At 35.9% G+C, this 23,915-nt stretch carries 23 protein-coding genes; 9 read left to right on the top strand and 14 right to left on the bottom strand.

The window, feature by feature from the left end:
- Positions 1–112: 112 nt before the first annotated feature.
- The 4 genes from P177_RS19260 to recA all read right to left on the bottom strand — a co-directional run bounded on the left by P177_RS19260 (position 113) and on the right by recA (position 3,755).
- Complete coding sequence (locus P177_RS19260) at positions 113–1,627, bottom strand: porin family protein (RefSeq protein WP_051941670.1); 1,515 nt, start codon at positions 1,625–1,627, stop codon at positions 113–115.
- Between the two features lie 33 nt (positions 1,628–1,660).
- On the bottom strand, positions 1,661–2,227 hold the full coding sequence (locus P177_RS01285; RefSeq protein ID WP_036151057.1) for an RNA polymerase sigma factor: 567 nt from the start codon (positions 2,225–2,227) through the stop codon (positions 1,661–1,663).
- Positions 2,228–2,242: 15 nt separating this feature from the next.
- A complete protein-coding gene (locus P177_RS01290; protein WP_036151062.1) occupies positions 2,243–2,665 on the bottom strand; it encodes a hypothetical protein in 423 nt (140 codons plus the stop codon).
- Positions 2,666–2,747: 82 nt separating this feature from the next.
- Positions 2,748–3,755 (bottom strand): recombinase RecA, encoded by a 1,008-nt coding sequence (gene recA / locus P177_RS01295; protein WP_036151063.1) that lies wholly within the window; start codon positions 3,753–3,755, stop codon positions 2,748–2,750.
- 372 nt (positions 3,756–4,127) lie between these two features.
- Here recA and trhO point away from each other — a divergent pair, with 372 nt between their 5' ends.
- The 9 genes from trhO to P177_RS01340 all read left to right on the top strand — a co-directional run bounded on the left by trhO (position 4,128) and on the right by P177_RS01340 (position 13,590).
- A complete protein-coding gene (gene trhO / locus P177_RS01300; RefSeq protein ID WP_036151066.1) occupies positions 4,128–5,159 on the top strand; it encodes an oxygen-dependent tRNA uridine(34) hydroxylase TrhO in 1,032 nt (343 codons plus the stop codon).
- A 243-nt stretch (positions 5,160–5,402) separates the two neighbouring features.
- Positions 5,403–6,605, top strand: a complete 1,203-nt coding sequence (locus tag P177_RS01305) for a PSP1 domain-containing protein (protein WP_036151068.1) — start codon at positions 5,403–5,405, stop codon at positions 6,603–6,605.
- On the top strand, positions 6,598–7,083 hold the full coding sequence (locus tag P177_RS01310; protein WP_036151069.1) for a gliding motility lipoprotein GldH: 486 nt from the start codon (positions 6,598–6,600) through the stop codon (positions 7,081–7,083). The genes P177_RS01305 and P177_RS01310 overlap by 8 nt, the downstream gene beginning before the upstream one ends.
- 3 nt (positions 7,084–7,086) lie before the next feature.
- Positions 7,087–9,432 carry a transglycosylase domain-containing protein gene (locus P177_RS01315; protein ID WP_036151070.1) on the top strand — a complete coding sequence of 782 codons (2,346 nt, stop codon included), beginning with the start codon at positions 7,087–7,089 and terminating at the stop codon, positions 9,430–9,432.
- A 106-nt stretch (positions 9,433–9,538) separates the two neighbouring features.
- Positions 9,539–10,237, top strand: a complete 699-nt coding sequence (locus tag P177_RS01320) for a CoA transferase subunit A (RefSeq protein WP_036151072.1) — start codon at positions 9,539–9,541, stop codon at positions 10,235–10,237.
- Positions 10,238–10,241: 4 nt separating this feature from the next.
- On the top strand, positions 10,242–10,895 hold the full coding sequence (locus P177_RS01325; protein WP_036151074.1) for a CoA transferase subunit B: 654 nt from the start codon (positions 10,242–10,244) through the stop codon (positions 10,893–10,895).
- 493 nt (positions 10,896–11,388) lie between these two features.
- Positions 11,389–11,757, top strand: a complete 369-nt coding sequence (locus P177_RS01330; RefSeq protein WP_036151075.1) for a hypothetical protein — start codon at positions 11,389–11,391, stop codon at positions 11,755–11,757.
- 143 nt (positions 11,758–11,900) lie between these two features.
- On the top strand, positions 11,901–12,425 hold the full coding sequence (locus P177_RS01335; protein ID WP_036151077.1) for a GNAT family N-acetyltransferase: 525 nt from the start codon (positions 11,901–11,903) through the stop codon (positions 12,423–12,425).
- Between the two features lie 16 nt (positions 12,426–12,441).
- Complete coding sequence (locus P177_RS01340; RefSeq protein WP_036151079.1) at positions 12,442–13,590, top strand: serine hydrolase domain-containing protein; 1,149 nt, start codon at positions 12,442–12,444, stop codon at positions 13,588–13,590.
- Between the two features lie 10 nt (positions 13,591–13,600).
- Here P177_RS01340 and P177_RS01345 read toward each other — a convergent pair whose 3' ends face one another.
- From P177_RS01345 to P177_RS01390, 10 genes are all read right to left on the bottom strand, one after another.
- The gene (locus P177_RS01345; RefSeq protein ID WP_036151086.1) at positions 13,601–14,758 is read right to left on the bottom strand and encodes a methionine aminotransferase; all 1,158 of its coding nucleotides are present in this window, start codon (positions 14,756–14,758) and stop codon (positions 13,601–13,603) included.
- Positions 14,759–14,840: 82 nt separating this feature from the next.
- On the bottom strand, positions 14,841–15,386 hold the full coding sequence (locus P177_RS01350) for a type 1 glutamine amidotransferase domain-containing protein (RefSeq protein ID WP_036151088.1): 546 nt from the start codon (positions 15,384–15,386) through the stop codon (positions 14,841–14,843).
- 133 nt (positions 15,387–15,519) lie between these two features.
- Positions 15,520–16,002, bottom strand: a complete 483-nt coding sequence (locus P177_RS01355) for a very short patch repair endonuclease (RefSeq protein ID WP_036151090.1) — start codon at positions 16,000–16,002, stop codon at positions 15,520–15,522.
- Positions 16,003–16,066: 64 nt separating this feature from the next.
- On the bottom strand, positions 16,067–16,813 hold the full coding sequence (locus P177_RS01360) for a succinate dehydrogenase/fumarate reductase iron-sulfur subunit (RefSeq protein WP_036157566.1): 747 nt from the start codon (positions 16,811–16,813) through the stop codon (positions 16,067–16,069).
- A 69-nt stretch (positions 16,814–16,882) separates the two neighbouring features.
- Complete coding sequence (locus tag P177_RS01365) at positions 16,883–18,898, bottom strand: fumarate reductase/succinate dehydrogenase flavoprotein subunit (RefSeq protein WP_036151093.1); 2,016 nt, start codon at positions 18,896–18,898, stop codon at positions 16,883–16,885.
- Positions 18,899–18,910: 12 nt separating this feature from the next.
- A complete protein-coding gene (locus P177_RS01370) occupies positions 18,911–19,591 on the bottom strand; it encodes a succinate dehydrogenase cytochrome b subunit (protein ID WP_036151095.1) in 681 nt (226 codons plus the stop codon).
- 179 nt (positions 19,592–19,770) lie between these two features.
- A complete protein-coding gene (locus P177_RS01375; RefSeq protein WP_036151097.1) occupies positions 19,771–20,193 on the bottom strand; it encodes a hypothetical protein in 423 nt (140 codons plus the stop codon).
- Between the two features lie 110 nt (positions 20,194–20,303).
- A complete protein-coding gene (locus P177_RS01380) occupies positions 20,304–20,693 on the bottom strand; it encodes a DUF2721 domain-containing protein (protein ID WP_036151099.1) in 390 nt (129 codons plus the stop codon).
- Positions 20,694–20,705: 12 nt separating this feature from the next.
- On the bottom strand, positions 20,706–21,044 hold the full coding sequence (locus P177_RS01385) for a cupin domain-containing protein (RefSeq protein WP_036151101.1): 339 nt from the start codon (positions 21,042–21,044) through the stop codon (positions 20,706–20,708).
- 4 nt (positions 21,045–21,048) lie between these two features.
- Positions 21,049–23,895 (bottom strand): VPS10 domain-containing protein, encoded by a 2,847-nt coding sequence (locus P177_RS01390; protein ID WP_084684735.1) that lies wholly within the window; start codon positions 23,893–23,895, stop codon positions 21,049–21,051.
- Between the last annotated feature and the right edge of the window lie 20 nt (positions 23,896–23,915).

Raw genomic sequence — 23,915 nt, forward strand, 5'->3', positions numbered from 1 at the left:
TTAATTCATGATGTTCTTCAGAAGTAATATTCGCGTCACTCTGGTTTTGAGAATATACAATACTGCTAAAAAGACAAAAACAACTTAATATGTGCTTCTTCATATTTGATTTCTAAAATTGAAAGGTGAGTCCGCTGTAAACCCCAACTGAATAAGGTCTAAAAGTACCATTAATGTCAGAAAACGTATTTAATTGATATTTAAATATAGGTTCAACATTAAATCTTACTTTTTGGGAAAAATTATAGTTGAGACCAAGACCCATATTGGCACTGAAATTCAGGTCATTTATGTTATTTGCTTCTCCAATTTCTGTAGTTAAATCTCCAGAGGTTAGTGAAACCGAATTATCTATTAGGAAAAGTGAACTAACACCGCCAATTATGTTTACTCCGAATTTTTTATCCAATAGGGTATAATTCAACTCTAAAGGAAGCTCCAAGTAACCAAACTGTTGAGACATAAACCCATCTCTTGTAGGGCTTTTTGCTGTAACGTCTTGGGCTAAATTGGTAGTGGTGTACTTTTCAGAAGTAACAATGTTACTTGCAATTGTCAATGTATTTGAGGTTTCGGCATAATTAATTGTGGATAATTGACCACCTTTAGAAGCTAAACTAGAAGAAGAGGAAAATGCTACATCTTCCGTGTCATAACCATAATCAACTTTATTGATCCCAGAACGAATAGTAAGTTTTTTGGTCACGGCATAAGCGACGGTTACACCGTAACTCATATTTACATTACCACTTTTAGTGTTAGGGGTAAAAATAGAGTTCACCGGTGAACCTTCACCAAGTGCATTAAAATATACCGGTGCAATATTTGGACCTGCAGACCATCTGTTACTCGTAACTTTCTGCTTTTTTAATTCTTCTTGACCTTCTATTTCTTCAAAAATGGATTTCTTGTTAGGCTCTTCCACTTCCGTTATTTCTTTGACGTTAGTATTCTCAGCTATAGCGTTTTCTTTAACCATATTATTGGAGTCTGACTGAATAATAGCATCCGTATTATTGTCGGCAATCATCACTTTTGTTTTTTGGATATGGTTAGATGAATTTTCAATATCATTTTTAGCAGTTCGTGGGCTAGCGGTATTTTCAGCCATCAATGCTTCATGCGCTGTAGCATTATTATCCGAAGCAGTTGTATTTTTTTTCGCAATAATGCTTACTGGTTCAGAGTTCTGGTTTGAATTGTTATTAACTACTGCACCCCTGTTATAATCATCTTTGTTGTTTAATGAGTTGCTTTTGGCATCTGAAGATTGTTCTTCTTTAACCGTAGTAGATTGCTCAACAATTGGGTTGGTGTTGTTATCTATAGAATCAATAAAAACCTCAGTTTTGGAAGTTGGTTGAATATCATTTATTACTTCTGATTCGTTATCAGTATCTACCAAAATTTCATTGGTAGTGTGTTCTTCGGTAAAAGGATTGAATACTAATAAACCAATCATTATAGCAGCTGCAATGCCCCCAAATGACCACCATAAAGGAATGATTCTTTTCTTTTTTCTTTTGTCCAATGACGCATCAATCGCACGCCAGACCTTATTGTCTGGTGTTTGCTTGAAGTCCGATAACTTATCTCGGAAAAGTTCGTCTATATTTTTCTTCTGCATCTAGTACTATTTCTGTTTATAATCAAAATGAGATTATAAAAAGTGTGTTGATATTATAATTAAGACACTAACAATAGATTGCGTGATCTTAGTTTCTATTTTTTCTTTTAACAATGCGCGTGCCCTAGCAAGATTAGATTTAGAGGTGCCCACTGTTGTTCCAAGCATTTCGCTAATTTCTTTATGCGTATATCCATCCATAACATATAGGTTGAATGTAGCACGGTATTTATTCGGTAATTCTTGTATATAACTTAATAAGGTTTGTAAGCTAATATCGTCAAAGGCATTATCTACGGTTACTTCCTCTTCTGTATTTTCTGTAACTACGTTTAAGTATTCTTGCTTTCTATATTTTTGTAGCGCCGTATTAACGGTAATTCTTTTCATCCAACCTTCAAAGGAACCTTTGTTTTTAAACTGACCTATTTTGTCATAAATAGTCATAAAACTATCATGTAAGGTGTCTTCTGCCTGTGATTTTGATTTGGAGTATTTAAGGCATATACCAAATAGCGTAGTGGCATAGGCTCTATACAACAGTTCCTGTGCTTTACGGTCTCCTTTTTTACAATTATGTATGAGTTCTTCTAGACTCACAAATGGTTGGTTGTTTTAAGGGTTGTTTACTGGAACGACAATTTCCATATATTCTGCTTCTCCGTCGCTATTATCTCCTTTATAAAATTTAAATGTATAGGGTTCGGTATAAATTACCTGGAAATTGAAAGACGCTGTTTCTTCTATTAATTCTTCCATACAATCTTCAAAATCAGTTCTTACCGCCCCTATGGCAACAACACTTCTAACGGTCAGGGAATCTTTAACAACGTCAAAACCTTCATAGTTGGTGCAACTATCCGGTTTTAAATAATTTACAGAAATCGTATAGACCTCATTGAGATCAAAAGATTCTGGTACTTCTGCATCAACAATTTCCAATGCTGTGAAATGGAAATTGGCGTCATCATCATCAATAGAACAACCATTGCATATAAATGCTAAGACCAAAGTCAATAACATCAACTTAATTTTCATCGTACAACTATTTTGTAATAAGATGAAAAGTAGCTGCAATGGTTGCGTTAACTCATTTATGTTTGCTTAAATAAAACTGATTTTAAGCATTTAAGGCAGCAATGGCTTCTCTAATCTTACCATCTAATTCCTCAAACAATTCAGGATTATCTAAAAGTAGGTTTTTAACCGCATCACGGCCTTGACCTAATTTTGTGTCACCATAGCTGAACCATGATCCACTCTTTTTTACTATTTCGTATTCCACACCTAAGTCGATCACTTCACCAACCTTAGAAATACCTTCACCATACATAATGTCAAATTCAGTGGTACGGAAAGGTGGCGCTACTTTATTCTTAACAACCTTAACTCTGGTCTTGTTACCTTGAACATTACCATCTGTATCTTTTATTTGTGTAGACCTTCTAATATCTAAACGAACAGATGCGTAGAATTTAAGTGCATTACCACCGGTAGTCGTTTCTGGATTACCGAACATTACACCAATTTTTTCACGTAATTGGTTAATGAATATTACAGTACAATTTGTTTTACTGATAGAACCGGTAAGCTTTCTTAATGCTTGTGACATTAAACGTGCATGAAGACCCATTTTAGAATCTCCCATTTCGCCCTCGATCTCACTTTTTGGAGTTAAGGCAGCAACAGAATCGACAACTACAATATCTATAGCTCCTGATCTAATTAGGTTATCGGCAATTTCCAATGCTTGTTCACCATTATCTGGTTGAGAGATAATTAAATTGTCTATATCTACACCTAATTTTTGAGCGTAAAAACGATCAAATGCATGCTCTGCGTCAATAAACGCTGCTATACCTCCGTTTTTTTGTGCTTCTGCAATTGCGTGTAAGGTAAGGGTGGTTTTACCTGAAGATTCCGGTCCGTAAATTTCAATTACACGACCTCTTGGGTAACCGCCTACGCCTAATGCTATATCTAAACCTAAAGAGCCAGAAGGTATCACTTCAACATCTGCAACAACGCTATCCCCCAGTTTCATTACAGCGCCCTTACCGTAGGTTTTATCCATCTTGTCAAGGGTCAACTTTAATGCTTTTAATTTTGCTTCTTTTTCAGAACTCATTCTCTATTTTTTTGGAAAGCTAAATTACCAAATCTTTTTTGAATTGAACAATATTGAAATGATTACGCAACCATTTTAATTAATCGCCATCTTTTAATAAATATAAGTTACCTAATTGGTTATCAATCGCTTTTGATTTTCGGCGATTATAGGTGGTTATCTCCTTCATGTATGTTTTTCAATAATGCTATGAAAAAGAGAAGAATGGAATAACCGATAAAGAGTCTTGCTAAAATCAAGGCTCTTTTTTTATGCTTTAAGGTGGTTAAGCATAATAAGATAGGTGCATTTTCAATATTATAACTATTTTTGCTATTCAAAATTTTTCTATAAACCTTCTGCCTAAAGGCAGACTTAAATTATTAGTATAGCATGCAACTGTACAATACGTTAAGTGCAATAGAAAGAGCAGCTTTAATTGAAGAAGCGGGTAAGGAACGCCTTACCATCTCTTTCTATACCTATGCACACATTGGTAATACCAACATTTTTAGAAACCACCTTTTTATCAACTGGAACGATATGGATGTTCTTGGGCGAATTTATGTTGCCCACGAGGGTATTAATGCCCAACTTTCTGTACCAGCTGAAAATTTCAATGTTTTTAAAGCGCATCTAGATAGTATTTCATTTCTGGAGAATGTGCGACTTAATATTGCTATTGAGCAAGACAATCTTTCATTTTTAAAGTTAAAAGTGAAAGTGCGTAAGAAGATTGTAGCGGACGGATTAGAGGATAATTCTTTTGATGTAACCAATAAAGGTATTCATGTAGGTGCAGAAAAGTTCAATGAACTTATTGAAGACCCAGATACCGTTCTGGTAGATATGCGAAACCATTATGAAAGTGAAATAGGTCATTTTAAAAATGCCGTTACACCAGATGTAGATACGTTTAGAGATTCCCTAGATATAATTGAACGCGATTTAGCCGATCATAAAAAAGATAAGAAACTGGTAATGTATTGTACCGGTGGTATTCGATGTGAAAAAGCAAGTGCTTATTACAAACACAAAGGTTTTGAGCAAGTATACCAGTTAGAAGGTGGAATTATTGAGTACACAAGACAAGTAGAAAAGAATAATCTTGAAAATAAATTCAAGGGTAAAAACTTTGTATTTGACCATAGAAGGGGTGAGCGTATAAGTGATGATGTTATTGCCAATTGTCATCAATGTGGAGAGCCTTGTGATGAGCATGTAAATTGTGCCAACGAAGCTTGTCATCTATTATTTATTCAATGTAAATCTTGTGTAGAAAAAATGAACGATTGCTGTTCAGATGCCTGTAAAGAAGTACATGAGCTACCATATGAAGAGCAAAAAGCTTTAAGAAAAGGAAAAGTGGTCAGTAATAAGATATTTAAAAAAGGACGATCAGAAGTGCTGAAGTTTAAAAAGTAGGCTTTATCATTCCATATGGTTTATGTCATTAAACTATATGATATATTATAAAAAGGCAGTGTTTTTCGCTGTCTTTTTAGGTTTTAGAAATGGTCTTCAGTTATTGGTAAAGTCACTATTTAAAACCATCACCGCTAATTTCACTTTTATTTCACATTAAAAAAACTGTATCTTTACCTATAAGTTTTTTATGAACCTTTTTTGGTGAATTTTATATAATTCGACCAAACCAATATATATAATATGAGTTGTAGTAGTTGTTCTACCGGTAAGGATGGACAACCAAAGGGATGCAAGAATAACGGTACTTGCGGTACAGATGGTTGCAATAAACTGACAGTCTTTGACTGGCTTTCAAATATGTCGCTCCCTAATGGGGAACGACCATTCGATTTTGTTGAAGTAAGATTTAAAAATAGTAGAAAAGAGTTTTTTAGAAATACAGAGAATCTCTCACTTTCCATAGGTGATATCGTTGCCACACAAGCACAATCTGGTCATGACATTGGTATGGTTACCTTAACGGGTGAACTTGTACGCGTGCAAATGAAACGGAAAAAAGTGTCTTTCACTGATGAAGAGGCGCCAAAAGTGTATAGAAAAGCGAGCCAGAAAGACATTGATATTTGGCAGAAATGTAGAGATAGAGAAGAAGAAATTAAGAAAAGAGCACGTGAAATTGCTATCATCTTAAAGCTTCAAATGAAGATTTCCGATGTTGAGTTTCAAGGTGATGGATCAAAAGCAACTTTTTACTATACAGCCGATGAACGTGTAGATTTTCGTCAGTTGATAAAAGATATGGCAAAAGCTTTCGGTATTCGTATTGAAATGCGCCAAATAGGGTATCGCCAAGAAGCACAGCGACTTGGTGGTATAGGTTCTTGTGGTAGAGAGTTATGTTGCTCAACCTGGCTAACGGATTTTAGATCGGTGAGTACTTCTGCAGCACGTTACCAACAGTTGTCATTGAACCCGCAAAAACTTGCAGGTCAATGTGGTAAATTAAAGTGTTGTTTAAATTATGAGTTAGATGTGTATTTAGACGCATTAAAAGATTTTCCTTCACAAGACACCAAACTGTTTACTGAAAAAGGACTTGCTTTTTGTCAGAAAACCGATATTTTCAAAGAAATGCTATGGTTCTCTTATAAAGAGGATCCAGGTAACTGGCATGTACTTTCTAAAGATCAGGTAAACGAAATTTTAGCAAAGAACAAGAAAAAAGAGAAGGTTTCTAGTTTGGAGATGTACGCAATGGAAGTTGTCGTAGAAGAAAAAGTCGTTTTTGAGAATGTTGTTGGTCAGGATAGCCTTACCCGTTTTGATAAGCCTAAAGGCGGAGGAAATAGAAACAAAAACAGGAACAAGAATAAAAACCGCAACCGCAACAAGAATAAGAACAAGAATAGAAATCGTAACAGAAATCAAAAGAAGGATGCGTAGTATATTTTGTTGTTTTTTAGCACTTGTGCTATTTGCTTCTTGTGACAGCAATATTATAAAAACTGAATACCAAACCTTAGAAGATGGGGTGTGGAATAAAGACAATGTTCTTGAATTCTCCCTGTCTAAAATGGATACTGTTGCAGCACATGATATCTTTATCAATGTTCGTAACGATAATACTTTTCCTTACAGCAACTTATTTATTATTGCTTCATTGACTACGCCTGAGGGTGAGGTAACTAAAGATACCTTAGAATATGCAATGTCATTGCCAGATGGTACATGGCTTGGTAAGGGTAGTGGTAGTATCAAGGAAAATAAATTATGGTATAAAGAAAACATCGTTTTTTCATCTTCTGGCGTATATACTATTGAGGTATCACAAGCGATGCGAAAAAATGGTAATGTTTCTGGAATTATTGGTCTAGAAGGTATTACAGATGTTGGTATAGAAGTAACAAAAAGCACCCCGTAAACAATGGCAAAACAGGTAAAGAAAAAAACAACGAATAGTTTTTCTAAATTCATTTTATGGTTTTGGATTTTGTTTGCATCGGGTATTGCTATTGTGGCTTTGATATTTTTATCTGCTTCATGGGGATTGTTCGGTGAATTGCCACCTTATGAATATTTAGAAAATCCGCAGACAAACTTGGCATCACAGATTATCTCTTCAGACGGTAATTTGTTGGGTAAATTCTACTTAGATGATAACCGTACCGATGTAAAGTTTGATGAGTTACCTGATAATTTGGTAAATGCTTTGATTGCAACAGAAGATGCTCGTTTTAAAGATCATTCTGGTATAGACGCTAGAGGTACAGTTAGGGCTTTTGCATATTTAGGTAGTAAAGGTGGTGCAAGTACCATTTCTCAGCAATTAGCACGTCAGCTTTTTGTTGGTGTTCGTTCTAGAAGTAAGTTCGATGCTGTAAAACAAAAGATTAAAGAGTGGGTGCTAGCCATAAGACTTGAGCGTAGTTATACCAAAGAAGAAATCATTAGTATGTATTTTAATATCTATGATTTTGGTAATAATGCAGATGGTATTCGTTCTGCTGCACGTATTTATTTCGGTAAAGAGCCAAAAGACCTTAAAGTTGAAGAGTCTGCTATGTTGGTGGGTATGTTCAAAAACTCATCGTTATTCAACCCTATGCGTAGGGAAGAAATGGTAAAGGATCGTAGAGACGTAGTTCTTGCCCAAATGGCAAAATACGATTACATCACCGAGGTAGAAAAAGACTCGCTACAGGCTATGAAGATGGATATTAATTATAATCCGGAAACGCATAGTGTAGGTTTGGCTACTTACTTTAGAATGTACCTACAGCGATTCATGAAAGATTGGATAAACAAAAATCCTAAGCCGGCCATAGGTGACGAGCCAGATAAGTATAATCTGTATTTAGACGGATTAAAAATCTACACTACTATCGACTCTAAAATGCAAGCTAATGCAGAAGAAGCGGTCAATGAGCATATGACTAAATTGCAAGCGGAATTCTTTCATCAGAATACACCAGATAGAAATAAAACAGCTCCTTTCTTAGATATTACTCCAGAGGAAACTAAAGGTATTATGGAACGTGCCATGAAGAATTCTGATCGATGGAAAATTATGAAAGCTGCCGGAAAATCTGAAAAAGAAATTCGCGAGTCTTTTGATAAGAAAACCGAAATGACTGTTTTCGATTGGAAAAGCCCTACCAAAGAAAAAGATACTATTCTTACCCCAAGAGATTCCATTCGTTATTACAAAGCGTTCTTAAGAACGGCAATGATGTCTATGGAGCCACAAACGGGTCATGTAAAAGCATGGGTTGGTGGTATCAATTACAAGCATTTTCAGTATGACAATGTTATACAAGGAGCAAGGCAGGCGGGTTCTACTTTTAAACCTTTTGTATATGCTGCGGCTATAGATCAATTACGACTATCACCTTGTGAAACTCGCCCAGATACGCAATACTGTATTGAAGCTGGTAAACATGGAAATATGGAACCTTGGTGTCCAAGAAATTCTAACCTTAAATATTCCGGTAATAGTTATACGTTGAAAAAGGCACTAGCAAACTCGGTCAATACAGTTACTGCACAATTAATAGATGAGGTTGGTCCAAAATCTGTAGTTAGTATGGTGCGTAACTTAGGTTTGAGCGGAGATATTTTAGAAGTACCTTCAATTGCATTGGGTACTGTAGATGTTAATGTGTATGAAATGGTAGGTGCCTATGGTGCTTTTGCCAACCAAGGGGTGTACGTGAAACCGGTAATGGTAACTCGTATAGAAAATAAAGATGGTACCGTATTATATGAATATGTACCAGAGACTAAAGATGTGTTAAGTAAAGATGTTTCATACGCTATTTTAGATTTAATGAAAGGTGTTACACAAGGTGGGTCAGGTACACGATTACGTACTACTGGCTATAATAAGTGGAGACCAGAGTATGATAAAATAATTACTGGCTACCCTTATAAATTGACAAACCCTATCGCAGGTAAAACAGGTACAACACAAAACAATAGTGATGGTTGGTTTATGGGTATGGTTCCTAATCTAGTTACTGGTGTTTGGGTAGGTGGCGAAGAGAGAGCTGTACATTTTAAAAGTATTACCTATGGTCAAGGGGCCTCTATGGCACTACCTATTTGGGGTTTGTATATGACCAAAAATTATGCAGATGAAGAACTGGGTATTTCCAAAGAAGATTTTGAACGACCAAGCAATATGTCTATTGAAATTGACTGTGAAAAATTTGCTGAAGGTGTTAAAGAAGATAATGATATTGAAGACGACCTAGAAGATTTAGATTTCTAGATGGCATATAGAATGATGTATAAAAGGTCTTAGCATACGCTAAGGCCTTTTTTTATTTTATCCCATTTTAATTCGGTATTTTAGTGACAAGATAATTAACGACAAAATGATACGTAAAACAGTAGCAAATGTAACTGAGGCTTTGGCAGGTGTACAAGACGGAATGACCTTTATGTTGGGTGGTTTTGGACTTTGTGGTATTCCTGAAAATGCAATTAGTGAATTAGTAAGATTAGGAGTAAAGGATATTACTTGTATTTCTAATAATGCGGGAGTAGACGATTTTGGCTTGGGATTATTGTTGCATCAACATCAAATTAAAAAAATGGTGTCTTCTTATGTGGGGGAGAATGATGAATTTGAACGACAAATGTTAAGTGGTGAGCTGGAAGTGGAACTTACGCCGCAAGGTACTCTTGCAGAAAAGTGTAGAGCTGCACAAGCAGGTTTTCCTGCATTTTTCACTCCGGCCGGTTATGGTACCGAAGTAGCAGAAGGAAAAGAAGTACGGGAGTTTAATGGTAAAATGCATATTCTAGAAGAAGCCTTTAAGGCAGATTTTGCTTTTGTAAAGGCATGGAAAGGTGATGCTGCCGGTAACTTGATATTTAAAGGAACAGCAAGAAATTTTAATCCTTGTATGTGCGGGGCTGCAACAATTACTGTAGCCGAGGTTGAAGAATTGGTGCCAGAGGGTGAATTAGACCCAAATCAAATCCATATTCCGGGAATATTCGTTCAACGCATTTTTCAAGGAAAAGATTATGAGAAAAGAATAGAACAAAGAACAGTACGTCAAAAATAAGCTCATGTTAGATAAAAACGGAATTGCAAAAAGAATTGCACAAGAAGTGGAAGACGGCTATTATGTTAACCTTGGTATTGGTATACCTACATTGGTTGCCAATTATGTACGTGATGATATAAGTGTTGAATTTCAAAGTGAAAACGGAATTTTGGGTATGGGCCCTTTTCCTATAGAAGGGGAAGAAGATGCAGATTTAATTAATGCGGGTAAACAAACCATTACGGCGCTACCAGGCGCATCTTATTTTGACTCTGCAACGAGTTTTGCCATGATTAGGGGTAAACACGTAGACTTGACCATTCTGGGTGCTATGGAAGTGGCAGAGAATGGTGATATTGCCAATTGGAAGATTCCTGGCAAAATGGTAAAAGGTATGGGTGGTGCTATGGATTTAGTTGCATCCGCAGAAAATATAATCGTTGCTATGATGCATACCAATAGAGCTGGAGAATCTAAGATTTTAAAGCGTTGTAGTCTTCCGTTGACAGGAGTGGGTTGTGTTAAGAAGATTGTTACCAATTTAGCCGTATTGGAAGTAACGGCAGATGGATTCTTATTATTAGAGAGAGCACCTGGTGTTACGGTAGATGATATTAAAACTGCAACTGAGGGTAACTTAATAATAAAAGGAGAAGTTAAAGAGATGAATGTTTAATAGGTAAGGGTGAATCATCGGTGAAATAAGCTTTTCATATTTTTCACAACAGGTTATATTGAGTACACAACAATTATTGTCAAAATTCTTAAGAACAGATGTATCTTTATTACTCAATTAAACCCATAACCTATTAATTACTTAACCGTCATGAATTCTCAAATTAACCACACAGCAAACGAACATAAAGTACAAGTTTATAGAAATGATTTTTTTAGTGGATTTCTAAGACTTACTAAAAAGTTATTTATGTTATAAATTACTTTAAAGATTTTAAAAAAGAGCGACTTATATAAGTCGCTCTTTTTTTTTTGCTCATTTTTTATATACCCGCTTTGTACATTGTTTATGATGTTTTTATGAACTAAATTCTCTTGGTTCACCACATTTTTTATAGGTTTTACCACAAATACTTTATTGTAAGAAAAATACTACATATATTTGAATTGTAATTAAAAGTAGATCCCAAGTCACTTTTGAAACTTAACCTAAAATGAAGTATGTATTTAGTTGCCTCGTTCTGTTGGTACTTGTTGCCTCTTGTTCTAAAATTGAAGAAAATAACGATCCTATAATCGGTATTTGGAATCACACCGTGAAAACGGCTACCAATACAAATAAGATGGTTATTGATAATGAAGAATGGATTTTTAATGATGTCTATTTAGGTAGATTTCATGGCTATAAAGATGGGCAAGTTGTTTACTTGACAGATTTTAACTGGAGCATAAATGGTGACGTATATATTGTAAGCTATCCAGGCACTGATTTCCCCGACGATTTAGTAAAAATGCAAGAAACTGATGAAGGCACCATTCTGGTAAGAACAGAGGGTAAGGTCTTTGCAGAAAAACAAGAATAAGTTCGCAATTGAAAAATGCCCACGAACAAAAGTATTGCCTTAATAGGTAGTGCAATGAACAGATAAGTTATCAAATCAACCTTTTTATAACATTTCCCCCGATTAGGAGCAAAGTAATTTGCTCCTTTTTTTATTTTAGGGGTATGGAACTTAAATATAAATTGTGTTCTCTTGACGACCTTAAACAATTAAGGCTTATTTCTGAACAAACTTTTGTAACCGCTTTTGAAAAGGATAATGATGCTGTTGATTTCAAGAATTATATAGATAAAGCTTTTGCTATTGAAAAAATTAAAGGGGAGCTGTTAAATAAGAATAGCAATTTCTATTTTGCATATCAAAACAGCAAATTTGTTGGTTACTTTAAACTTAATGTTGGTGATGCACAAACAGACCTTAAAACCGATGAAAGTATTGAACTTGAGCGTATATATGTTTTAGCTCATTATCAAGGTAAAGGTTTGGGAAAACACATCTTAGATTATATTAAGGGTTTGGCTTTGAACATGAGCAAAAAGAAACTTTGGTTAGGGGTTTGGGAACATAATACTGCAGCTATTCGATTTTACCAACGCCAAGGCTTTGTAAAATTTGATACTCACCCTTATTATATTGGAGAAGATGAACAAACAGATTGGTTAATGGGTTATGATTTAAGTAACTTGTAGCATTAAACTAACACTTATGAAATTATACTATTTTACTTTTTTTGCATTTATTGGTTTTGTAAACTTAAATGCTCAAGAATATTATTTCCCGGAAAGAAATGCAGATTGGGAAGTAAAAACCCCAAAAGATTTTAAAATTAAAGATGCAGCTTTAAAGGAAGCGGTAGATTTTGCAGAAGCCAATGAATATTCTGGTTCTAGAGACTTGCGTATTGCCATTGCAAAAGGATTTGAAAAAGAACCATTTCATAATATATTAGGTCCTACAAAGAAAAGAGGTGGTCCTGCAGGCATGATACTTAAGAATGGGTATATAGTCGCACAATGGGGAGATACTAAAAGGGTAGATATGACCTTTAGTGTTACTAAAAGCTTTTTAAGTACAATGGCAGGTCTTGCCGAAGATGAAGGAATTATATCGGATACAAAAAACCTGGTGGGTGATTATATCTGGGACGGCACTTTTGATGGAGCACATAATTCTAAAATAACATGGGAACATCTTTTACAACAAAACTCGGCTTGGTCTGGCGAACTTTGGGGCGGAAAAGATTGGGCTGACAGGCCGCCAAGTGAAGGTGGTATTGATGATTGGAAATTAGCGCAACCTAAAGAGCCAGGTTCGGTTATGGAATATAATGATGTGCGTGTTAATGTGTTGGCATATTCACTTACTCATGTATGGCGTAAACCAATGCCTTTGGTCTTAAAAGAGAGAATTATGGACAAGATCAGTGCTTCTTCTACGTGGCGCTGGTTTGGTTATGATGATGCTTGGACAGAAATTGACGGTCTACAAATGAAATCGGTAACCGGTGGTGGGCATTCTGGAGCAGGTATTTTTATTAGTGCCGAAGATATGGCGCGTTTTGGAATGTTGTTTTTAAACAATGGTAAGTGGAAGAATGAACAATTGATTTCAGAAAATTGGATAAAGAAAGCAACAACTCCTTCAATACCAAATGCGAATTACGGTTACATGTGGTGGTTGAATGAAAAAGGCGCCAGACATTGGGAAGGATTATCTGAAAACATCTATTATGCTGCCGGTTTTGGTGGTAACTTTATTGTTATAGACAAGGAGAATGATGTAGTGGTTGTTACACGTTGGCTAGAGCCTAGTAAAATTGGTGAATTTATGACTAAGGTAAACGCGGCTTTTTAAACAGTACGTATTAAATCTTGCATAGAATTTCAACTGCTTTTTCTAAAGTTTCCTGTTTTTTGGCAAAGCAGAGTCTTAACATATAATCATTTCTGTGACCGACATTGAAAGGTGAAATTGGTATAGATGCTATTCCGTTTTCGGTTATTAACCGTTTTCCTATAGTTTCATCTTCGTCATTTGAAATCTGGGTATAATCCAATAATTGAAAATATGTACCTTGGGATGGTTTACATTTAAATTTGGACGATTTTATTCCATTAAGAAAGAAATCTCTTTTTTCTTGGTAAAAATTGTTCAAATCTAAATAATGTGATGGATTTTGCAGATATGTAGCCAATGCACGTTGCACCGGATGGTCTACACAGAATACAGCGAATTGATGCACTTTTCTAAATTCGGCCATTAATTCAGCTGGAGCAGCACAATAGCCCATTTTCCAACCGGTTACATGAAATGTTTTTCCGAATGATGCGCAGACAAAACTTCTATTGGCTAAATCTGGAAACCTTGAAGCACTTTCATGCACTTGTCCATCAAAAATAATATGCTCATACACCTCGTCGCTTAAAAGAATGATATTGGTAGGTTTTAATATGTTCTCTAATTGCTCCATATCCCATTTGGATAAAACGGTTCCGCTGGGGTTATGGGGTGTATTTATAATTACCATTTTCGTCTTATCGGTAATCTTTTCTTGAAATACGGTCCAGTCAATTTTATAATTTGGTGCATCTAATTGAACATAAACAGGTATGCCACCATTTAACGTAATTGCTGGCTCATAACAGTCATAAGCAGGTTTTATGATAATTACCTCGTCACCTTTGTTAACAAAGGCTGTAATAGCCGTAAAAATGGCTTGGGTGGCTCCAACGGTTATCGTTATTTCATTATCGGGAGAATATGTATTATAATGTAGCGACGCTATTTTCTCTGATATAATTTCCCTGAGACCATAATACCCTTGCATAGGTGCATATTGATTATGACCGGCTGTTAATGCATCATTGACCAAAGACTTCAATTTTTCATCAGCCTCAAAATTTGGGAACCCTTGAGAAAGGTCAAGAGCATGGTGCTTTCTTGCAAGATTACCAACTGTAGTGAATATCGTTGTCTTTACATCTGGTAGTTTTGATGCTTTTAAGTGCTGTTCATAGTCCATAGTGGTAAATGTAAGAATTTTAATAACGGACATAAAAAAAGCCCAACCAATTGGTTGGGCTTCTTAATTCCACTAAAATGAATTATGCATGCTGCATTTCATGTTTCCCTTCTTTTATTTCCTCAATTAATTTGGAATTAAAAGCTGGTAAATCATCCGGATTTCTACTGGTTACAAATCCTTCATCAACTACGACCTCTTGGTCTACCCAATTGGCTCCTGCATTAATTACATCATCTTTTATGGAATTAAAAGATGTCATTTTTCTTCCTTTTACCACTCCCGCACTAATCAGTGTCCAAGGTGCGTGGCAAATTGCGGCTACTGGTTTCTTTAATTTGAAAAAGTCGCGTACAAAGTCCAACGCTGTTTCTTCTCTTCTTAATAAATCTGGATTGATAACTCCACCTGGCAAAACCAAGGCATTGTAATCTTCAACTTTAACTTCGTTTAGTGTTTTGTCTACTTTATAGCTGTTAGACCAATTACCATCTGCCCAACCTTTTATTTCTCCGTTTTCTAAACTTACGATCTCTACATTAAAGCCTTCTTTTTCCATTGCTTCTTTAGGAGATTTTAATTCACTTTCTTCAAATCCATTTGTAGCTAATATTGCTATCCTCTTCATATTATATATAGTTTTTAACGATTAATAATTTGTTTGATACTAAGTTACATATCATGTTAGTAAAAAGCCGTTAATTCCTTATTAATAAAGGGTTCACAAGGGTTAAACATTTATTAAATGAACTTTATAAAATTCATTTTTGGCTCATTTGAACTGTATTTAAATGATGTATGGTTTTAGCTAAACATTCTTGAAGATTCTTTTTTACTTCTGTCTCCCAAAATCTAAATACGGTATAACCCATAGCGGTAAGTTCTTGGTTTACTTCAACGTCTCGTTGCATATTTCGTTCAATTTTTGCAATCCAGAATTCTCGGTTGGTTTTTACTTTTGGTTTACGCTCTTCCCAATTTTTACCATGCCAATATTCTCCATCTATGAATATGACCGTTTTATATTTTGGTAACGCAATATCTGGTCTTCCAATAAGTTTCTTGAAATCTATACGATATCTATATCCGGCAGCGTATAATGCTTTTCTAAAAGCAAGTTCTGGTTTGGTATTCTTACCCTTGATTTTGCTCATGATCTTAGATCGCTGAGGTGTAGTGTAAAATCCTGATGCTTCGTTGAACCTTGGTACTATAATTCGTTCTTTAGAATAGTCTTTGGACATATCTAAAAATAAAAAATCCCGAACCTTTATGGTCGGGATTTTTTAAAATTTTATGATTAAAAGCCTAACCTTTAACGTTGGCACTTAAATATTCACGATTCATTCTTGCGATATTTTCCAAGGATATTCCTTTTGGACATTCAATTTCACAAGCCCCGGTATTGGTACAGTTACCAAAACCTTCAAGATCCATTTGTGCAACCATATTTTTAACACGATCTACAGCTTCTACTTGTCCTTGTGGTAATAATGCATATTGAGATACTTTAGCACCCACAAATAACATTGCCGAAGCATTTTTACAGCTCGCAACACACGCACCGCAACCAATACATGTAGCGGCATCCATAGCCTCATCTGCAGCGTGCTTAGAAATAGGAAGTGAGTTTGCATCTTGTGTATTACCAGAAGTATTTACTGAAATATAACCACCGGCATGTTGAATACGGTCAAATGAACTTCTGTCCACCACTAAATCCTTAATTACAGGAAAAGCCTTTGCTCTAAATGGCTCAATAGTAATGGTATCTCCATCTTTAAACATACGCATGTGCAATTGACATGTAGTTACACCCCTATCAGGACCATGAGCTTCACCGTTTATGTACATAGAACACATACCGCAAATACCTTCGCGACAATCATGATCAAAAGCTACAGGCTCTTCTCCTTGGTTGATCAACTGCTCGTTCAAAACATCCATCATTTCCAAAAAGGACATGTGCTCAGATATTTCCGTTACTTTATAATCGACCATGGAACCTTTGTCTTTTGGTCCTTTTTGTCTCCAGATTTTTAATGTCAGATTCATAATTATTTCGTTTTTGGTTGTTCGTTGTTCGTTGTTGGTTTGGAAAAACCAGCAACTAGCAACCATCAACTACTTATAACTTCTTTGTTTTAATTCGATTTCGTTGAACTCTAATTCTTCCTTGTGTAAAACGGCATCACCAGGTTCTCCTTTATATTCCCATGCAGAAACGAATGCGAAATCAACATCGTTACGTTTTGCTTCACCTGCTTGTTCTCCACCTATTTCAACAGACTCTTCTCTAAAGTGACCTCCACAAGATTCAGCTCTTTCTAAAGCATCTTTTGCAAACAATTCACCAAGTTCCAGGAAATCCGCTACACGACCTGCCTTCTCCAATTCTGCATTTAGCTCCGTTGCTGTGCCAGGTACGCTAACATTTTTATAGAAGTCTTCACGTAGCGCCTTAATTTCTACCATAGCTTCTTTTAAGCCTTCAGCGTTACGAGACATACCACATTTCTCCCACATGATATTACCTAATTTCTTATGGTAATAATCTACAGAGTGAGATCCTTTGTTGTTGATAAAGAAATTAATTTTATCTGTTACTTCTTTTTCTGCAGCATCAAATTCTGGAGTATCAGTAGCTATTTTACCTGTTCTTATTTCGTGAGAAAGATAATCACCAATAGTATATGGTAAAACAAAATAACCATCAGCCAGACCTTGCATTAATGCCGAAGCTCCTAATCTATTTGCACCGTGATCAGAGAAGTTTGCTTCACCAATACAATAAAGACCATCTACAGTGGTCATTAAGTTGTAATCAACCCAAACACCACCCATGGTATAGTGTACCGCTGGGTAAATCATCATTGGTGTTTTATACGGATCTTGATCTACGATTTTTTCGTACATCTGAAAAAGGTTTCCGTATTTAGCTTTTACTATAGCAGCACCAAGTTCATATATTTTGTCAGCAGAAGCATTGTTTATATTATGAATCTTAGCTTGCTCCTTACCATATCTTTCAATAGCTGAAGCAAAATCTAAGTAAACGGCTTCCCCAGTTGCATTCACACCATAACCGGCATCGCAACGTTCTTTTGCTGCTCTAGACGCAACATCACGTGGTACCAAGTTACCAAATGCAGGGTATCTTCTTTCTAGGTAGTAATCTCTTTCGTCTTCAGACAAATCGGTAGGCTTTTTCTTGCCTTCGCGAATTGCCATTACATCCTCCATATTTTTAGGAACCCAAATACGACCATCATTACGTAAAGACTCTGACATCAATGTCAGTTTAGATTGATAGTCTCCAGAACGTGGAATACACGTTGGGTGAATTTGAGTATAACAAGGGTTGGCAAAGAATGCTCCCTTTTTGTGTATTTTCCAAGCAGCGGTTGCATTAGATCCCATTGCGTTTGTTGAAAGGAAATATACATTTCCGTATCCACCAGAAGCAATTACTACGGCATGTGCAGAGTGGCGTTCTATTTCACCAGTAACTAAGTTGCGGGCAATAATACCACGAGCTTTACCATTTACCTTTACTACATCTAACATTTCATGACGGTTGAACGGGGTAATTTTACCTCGAGCAATCTGTCTGTTCATTGCAGAATAGGCACCTAACAATAATTGTTGTCCTGTTTGTCCTTTTGCGTAAAAAGTTCTTGAAACCAATACACCACCAAAAGAACGGTTATCTAATAATCCGCCATAATCACGTGCAAAAGGAACCCCTTGTGCAACACATTGGTCAATAATATTTGCAGAAACTTCTGCTAATCTATATACGTTTGCTTCTCTTGAACGGTAATCACCACCTTTTACGGTATCGTAAAATAAACGGTAAGTAGAATCACCATCACCTTGGTAGTTTTTTGCTGCGTTAATACCACCTTGTGCAGCAATAGAGTGAGCTCTTCTTGGAGAATCTTGATAACAAAATGTTTTTACATTGTAGCCCAATTCTGCTAAAGTAGCAGCAGCAGAACCTCCTGCTAACCCTGTTCCAACTACAATAACATCAATATTACGTTTGTTGGCAGGGTTTACCAAATCAATATGGTTCTTATAATCGGTCCACTTCGTTTTCAACGGACCTTTAGGTACTTTTGAGTCTAATACAGACATAAGTAATAGGTATTAATGATGATTAAAATGATGAAAAAGGGCAATGAAAATAAATCCTAGCGGAAGTAAAATCGAATACACTTTTGCAAACAATTGTAGTTTTTCTTTTCTCATGCTAGTGGCACCTGCGGACTGAAATGCAGAACTAAAGCCGTGCATAAGATGCAGCGATAAGAATATGAAGGCGATTACATAAGCACCAACACGTAACGGATTTTCAAATTTATGAGCTAATTCCTCATAATACCTAAAGCCTTCACCGTTTGGTAGCAAACCGGTCATGTCTCCATCAATAAACTTGGTATTGATTTCAGGAAGCCAGAAATCAATAAAGTGAAGTACAAGGAAAGCTAAAATAGCTAATCCGCTGTAAATCATATTACGGCTCATCCAAGATGAATTGGCAGCGCCATTATTTTTAGCATATTTTTTTACTCTAGCACTTCTGTTCTTAGCTTCTAAAATGAAACCCATCACAAAATGATAGATTACACCGAAAATTAGAACTGGTTGCAATACATATTGTACGGCCCAGAAAGTACCCATAAAATGCGAAGCTTCATTGAACGCATCTGGACTGAAAACCGATAAGATGTTAATTGCAAAATGCTGAAGTAGAAAAAACATTAAAAAGAAAGCAGAAAGTGCCATTGCGTACTTTCTACCAATCGAAGATTTAAAAAATCCGCTCATTAGTCGTTAATTTTATATGCGAATTTACATCACACGTCAGTTATTAACAAGGATTTGGCGGTTTTAGTATGTCTATTTAGATTGATTTTAAAATGAATTTTTGCCATGTTTAAGAATTTTCTTCAGTTTAAGCTATTAAATTCTTAAATCATTAAACAAAACGACAATTAAAAATTAGATTATTTGTTTGCTTTTTTGGAAATATCTAGCGCCCAATCCACAGCTTTTTCTAAATCTGTAAATGTTTGAATTCTTTTTGGGAAAATTAATTTTTTCAATAGGGTACTAAAAAAATTATTTCTCAATGGTCCCACCGAAGCAATGTGCTGCATGTCAAATCTATTTTTATGATATTTGAACCATTCCAAAGGAGCTACTCGATATCTATTTACTCTATTGGCAATATATATGAACGGGATATCTTTATCATAGATTTCTTGCGCTGCGTAGACTGCTTTTTTTGCATTCTTCCAATTGAAATGTGCTCCTTCGTGCATTTCAGATATGACGATACCTCCTTTAAAGAAATAGAATACGCCAAATTCAAATTCTCTTATCTCCCTTATCTGATTAATTAATTCGAGTTCTCGAACTCTTTTCATGCCTACTTATTATCGGACGGCAAAGATACTGGTTATTACTTAGATAGCTTATAAAAACATCGACGAACGGTAAGGTAATTAGATGGAGGTAGTCATACGTAAAATAGCAACTATTTCTCCATATCTTTCAACTGAATTTCTAATGCTTTTGTCGATAACTGAACTTCGATCAATGATAGGACTAAGGAGACCATTAACGCAAATAGACTGATACTGAACACCAAATTTGCCCAAAAAGTAAGTTCTACATAAATCAAGGTCATCGTAATTACCGCTAATAAAAAACTAAAGATTGCAGTTGCCTGCATATTCTTGATTATTGTAAGTCGTTTGCGTAGTTTTTGAACTTGCAGACCAACGGATTGCGATGCTGTTTCTTGATACTTTTGATGTAGTTGGCGTATTAATGCCGCAATAGCCAAATAACGAGCGTTATAGGCTAGCATGGTCAATGAAATGGCAGGAAAAAGTAATGCAGGTATACCTAAAGTGAGTTCCATAAATATTATTTCTTAATCTGTAGCTATGCCAAAATAAGTCCAGGTGACATCAATATTAAACGGATTGGATTGTCCATGAATTTCGCCAGGTGCTATAGTAATGCATTTTCCGGGTCCTACTTCATATGCTTCTCCTGATATTGTAAAAATGGCTTTTCCGGTTTGTATATGAAACACTTCATACATGGTGTCATGCTTGTGTAATTCTACTTTTTGACCCGGTTTAAAAACAGCGGAGCCGTACATCATCAATTGCGGAATTTCACCGCTCTCGATAAATGTTCGTTTCTTTATTTTTGGATCATGACTTACCCCTAAATCAGGTAATTCGTTCCAATCTACTATTTTCATATGGCTATTCTATATCAAAAGTTACCTTTTCAGTGGTTCCGTTACCAATAATTTCAACACTGTAGCTGCCAGTTGGTAAATATGTGCTACCATTTTTGGCTTGTTTTAAAACAGTTTTATGTTTTTTAAGGTAGTTTAACTTGCCAGTTTTTGAAAATGCAACATCATAAGATAAGATGTTTAATCCCTTACTGGCTATAATTTCCGTTTCGCTAACCACAATATTATCAGATGATTTTATTTTGGCTTGGTATACATCATCTCTGTCTGAGTAAAATGTAATGTCTAAACCTGGTGTTCTAGCTTTAGACCATGAACTCCAAGAGTTACCCCATCGTGAAGAATGTTTTATATTTTCCAATGGGTAAACATGTAAGTCTTTATTTAATATTTCTGATGTCATGCTTTGTAATGCGGAAATATCGGCTTTGTAAATACTTCTACCGTGTGTGCCCACAATTAGGTGTTTAGCTTCTTTCTGTATAACCAAATCATGCACGGCTACATAAGGCATTCCGTTTTGAAAAGATTGCCATGTTGTACCTCTATCCAGAGTAACATATAGTCCATTATCCGTACCTACAAATAATAGGTTTTCATTTTCAGCGTCTTCAATAATTACATTTACGGCAGAGGTAGGAATGTTTGCCGAAATACTTTTCCAAGTAGCGCCTTTGTCTTCACTTACATATACGTACGGTGTAAAATCATCTGAGCGATAACCATTTAAAGTGGCATACACCCTGTTTTTTTGATGTTTGGAAGCGATAACCCTGCTAACCCATAAATTCTGTGGTAGGTTTTTAGAAATAACATTCCAAGTACCACCACCATTTTCTGTGCGTTGAATTAAACCATCATCACTACCGGTATATAGTAATCCAAATTTGAAAGGAGATTCTGAAATGGTTGCTAAGGTTCCAAATGCTACATTACCCTTTTTTCCGCCTTGGGTTAAATCGCCAGAAATGGTTTCCCAAGTATCTCCTTGGTTTAAGGAACGATGTAGCTTGTTGCTACCCATGTATAAAATATCTTGATTATGTGGGGAAAGTAGAATAGGGGACTGCCAGTTAAAACGATACGGTGTTTCACCTAACTCATGCTTTGGCTGAATATAGTTGCGTGTTTCATTTTCTAAATCTATTCTGAAATAATTACCAAATTGGTATCCCGTATAAACGATATTAGCGTTGCGATTATCTACTTCTACCTGCATACCATCACCACCCATAATTGATTTCCATGGGTATTGACCTGTTTGTTGCCATTTGCTGTTTTCTTCAGCATTGTTCGGTCCCATCCAAACTCCATTATCTTGAAGGCCGCCATAAACATTATATGGTTTTTCATTGTCAACCGCTATTGCATAAAATTGACCAACTGTTGATGAGTTGTTTTTAAACCAATGTTTACCATCGTCATATGATGTATTTACACCACCATCATTTCCATTGATTAGGTGACCTACTAAATTGGGATTTACCCATACTGCATGGTGATCAGAATGTACATTGTCACCACTTATAGAACTGTATGTTTTACCACCATCTTTAGAAGCTATAATTGGTACCCCAGATAAGTAAATGGCATCAACATTATTAGGGTCTACGGTTATTTGCGCAAAATAATACCCGTAACTATAGAACAAATCGTCTATATAATCTTCATTTTGCTTTGACCATGTGCTACCGCCATCATTACTACGATACACTTCTGCACCAATTACAGGTGTGTCAAAAAGCATAGAGTTGGCATCTTCTAAGTACAAGGCAAGATCTGTTGGTTTTACGGCATTGCTACGTACCATCTGTTTTACATTGGCAGCTCTGTATTTTTCGTGAAAATTATTGGTCTTTAAAAACTCGTTTAGGTCTTTATCGTTTAGGTCTAAAAATTGTTCTTTTGATAGGGTCTTAAAATCATCTTTGGTCAACCCAGCTTGCTTCTCTTTCTTTTCTTTGGTTGCGTTTCTTCTAAATTGACTGTCGTGTACGGCATAAACGGTATTGTCGTCAAAAACAGCTAGACCAATTCTACCTACACCTTCACCCGTAGGAAAACCGCTGGTTGGAGTAGAAATTTTAGTCCAAGAATTACCAGCATCAATACTTTTGTAAATGCCAGAGCCTTCACCGTTTCCAATAAAATCCCACGCTTTTCTATCTTTTTGCCAAGCCGCGGCATATTGAATGTTGTAGTTTTTTGGCGAAACGGCAACATCTATTATTCCAGTTTTGTCATCAATGAACAAGGTGTTTTTCCAAGTTTTTCCACCATCTGTTGTTTTGTAAATACCGCGCTCTTTATTTGTAGAATATAAATGACCCGTTACGCCAACCGTTACCTCATTGGCATTATCCGGATTCACCACAATGCGTCCTATATGGTGTGAATCTGATAAACCCATATGTTGCCACGTTTTACCTTTGTCGCTAGATTTTAAAATACCGATACCTGCGTATGATGAACGAGAAGAATTGTTTTCCCCTGTGCCTGCCCAAATAGTACCACTCTGCCAGTGAACGGCAATATCACCAAGATTTTGGGTTTGAGTTTCATCCATTACGGGAGTAAAAGAATTACCGTTGTTGTTGGTATACCACAATCCGCCAGAGGCATAGGCAACGTAATATTCAGTAGGGTTGTTCTTATTGACCGCTAAATCTACAACACGACCGCTCATGACAGAGGGACCTATATTTTTTAGCGGAATGTTTTTAACCAAAGAACTTGCGTCCATAGCTTTTTTTGCTTGTAAAGACGCATCTATTTTTTGCGATGAGGTGGGTTGAATTTGTGCCGTTGCTATAGAAATGCTGGCGAATACTAATAGGTAAAATTGTTTCATTTTCATGTTGTTGATAGTGC

This window comes from Maribacter forsetii DSM 18668 (assembly GCF_000744105.1).
GTDB lineage: Bacteria > Bacteroidota > Bacteroidia > Flavobacteriales > Flavobacteriaceae > Maribacter > Maribacter forsetii.

Bases quoted from the DNA above. Each gene is read 5' to 3' on its own strand.
- P177_RS01360 (WP_036157566.1), bottom strand. From the start codon at position 16,813: ATGAATCTGACATTAAAAATCTGGAGACAAAAAGGACCAAAAGACAAA.
- P177_RS19260 (WP_051941670.1), bottom strand. From the start codon at position 1,627: ATGCAGAAGAAAAATATAGACGAACTTTTCCGAGATAAGTTATCGGAC.
- P177_RS01345 (WP_036151086.1), bottom strand. From the start codon at position 14,758: ATGGACTATGAACAGCACTTAAAAGCATCAAAACTACCAGATGTAAAG.
- P177_RS01380 (WP_036151099.1), bottom strand. From the start codon at position 20,693: ATGGAACTCACTTTAGGTATACCTGCATTACTTTTTCCTGCCATTTCA.
- P177_RS01350 (WP_036151088.1), bottom strand. From the start codon at position 15,386: ATGAAGAGGATAGCAATATTAGCTACAAATGGATTTGAAGAAAGTGAA.
- P177_RS01320 (WP_036151072.1), top strand. From the start codon at position 9,539: ATGATACGTAAAACAGTAGCAAATGTAACTGAGGCTTTGGCAGGTGTA.
- P177_RS01390 (WP_084684735.1), bottom strand. From the start codon at position 23,895: ATGAAACAATTTTACCTATTAGTATTCGCCAGCATTTCTATAGCAACG.
- trhO (WP_036151066.1), top strand. From the start codon at position 4,128: ATGCAACTGTACAATACGTTAAGTGCAATAGAAAGAGCAGCTTTAATT.
- P177_RS01315 (WP_036151070.1), top strand. From the start codon at position 7,087: ATGGCAAAACAGGTAAAGAAAAAAACAACGAATAGTTTTTCTAAATTC.
- P177_RS01310 (WP_036151069.1), top strand. From the start codon at position 6,598: ATGCGTAGTATATTTTGTTGTTTTTTAGCACTTGTGCTATTTGCTTCT.
- recA (WP_036151063.1), bottom strand. From the start codon at position 3,755: ATGAGTTCTGAAAAAGAAGCAAAATTAAAAGCATTAAAGTTGACCCTT.
- P177_RS01340 (WP_036151079.1), top strand. From the start codon at position 12,442: ATGAAATTATACTATTTTACTTTTTTTGCATTTATTGGTTTTGTAAAC.
- P177_RS01385 (WP_036151101.1), bottom strand. From the start codon at position 21,044: ATGAAAATAGTAGATTGGAACGAATTACCTGATTTAGGGGTAAGTCAT.
- P177_RS01305 (WP_036151068.1), top strand. From the start codon at position 5,403: ATGAGTTGTAGTAGTTGTTCTACCGGTAAGGATGGACAACCAAAGGGA.
- P177_RS01370 (WP_036151095.1), bottom strand. From the start codon at position 19,591: ATGAGCGGATTTTTTAAATCTTCGATTGGTAGAAAGTACGCAATGGCA.
- P177_RS01375 (WP_036151097.1), bottom strand. From the start codon at position 20,193: ATGAAAAGAGTTCGAGAACTCGAATTAATTAATCAGATAAGGGAGATA.
- P177_RS01365 (WP_036151093.1), bottom strand. From the start codon at position 18,898: ATGTCTGTATTAGACTCAAAAGTACCTAAAGGTCCGTTGAAAACGAAG.
- P177_RS01290 (WP_036151062.1), bottom strand. From the start codon at position 2,665: ATGAAAATTAAGTTGATGTTATTGACTTTGGTCTTAGCATTTATATGC.
- P177_RS01335 (WP_036151077.1), top strand. From the start codon at position 11,901: ATGGAACTTAAATATAAATTGTGTTCTCTTGACGACCTTAAACAATTA.
- P177_RS01330 (WP_036151075.1), top strand. From the start codon at position 11,389: ATGAAGTATGTATTTAGTTGCCTCGTTCTGTTGGTACTTGTTGCCTCT.
- P177_RS01355 (WP_036151090.1), bottom strand. From the start codon at position 16,002: ATGTCCAAAGACTATTCTAAAGAACGAATTATAGTACCAAGGTTCAAC.
- P177_RS01325 (WP_036151074.1), top strand. From the start codon at position 10,242: ATGTTAGATAAAAACGGAATTGCAAAAAGAATTGCACAAGAAGTGGAA.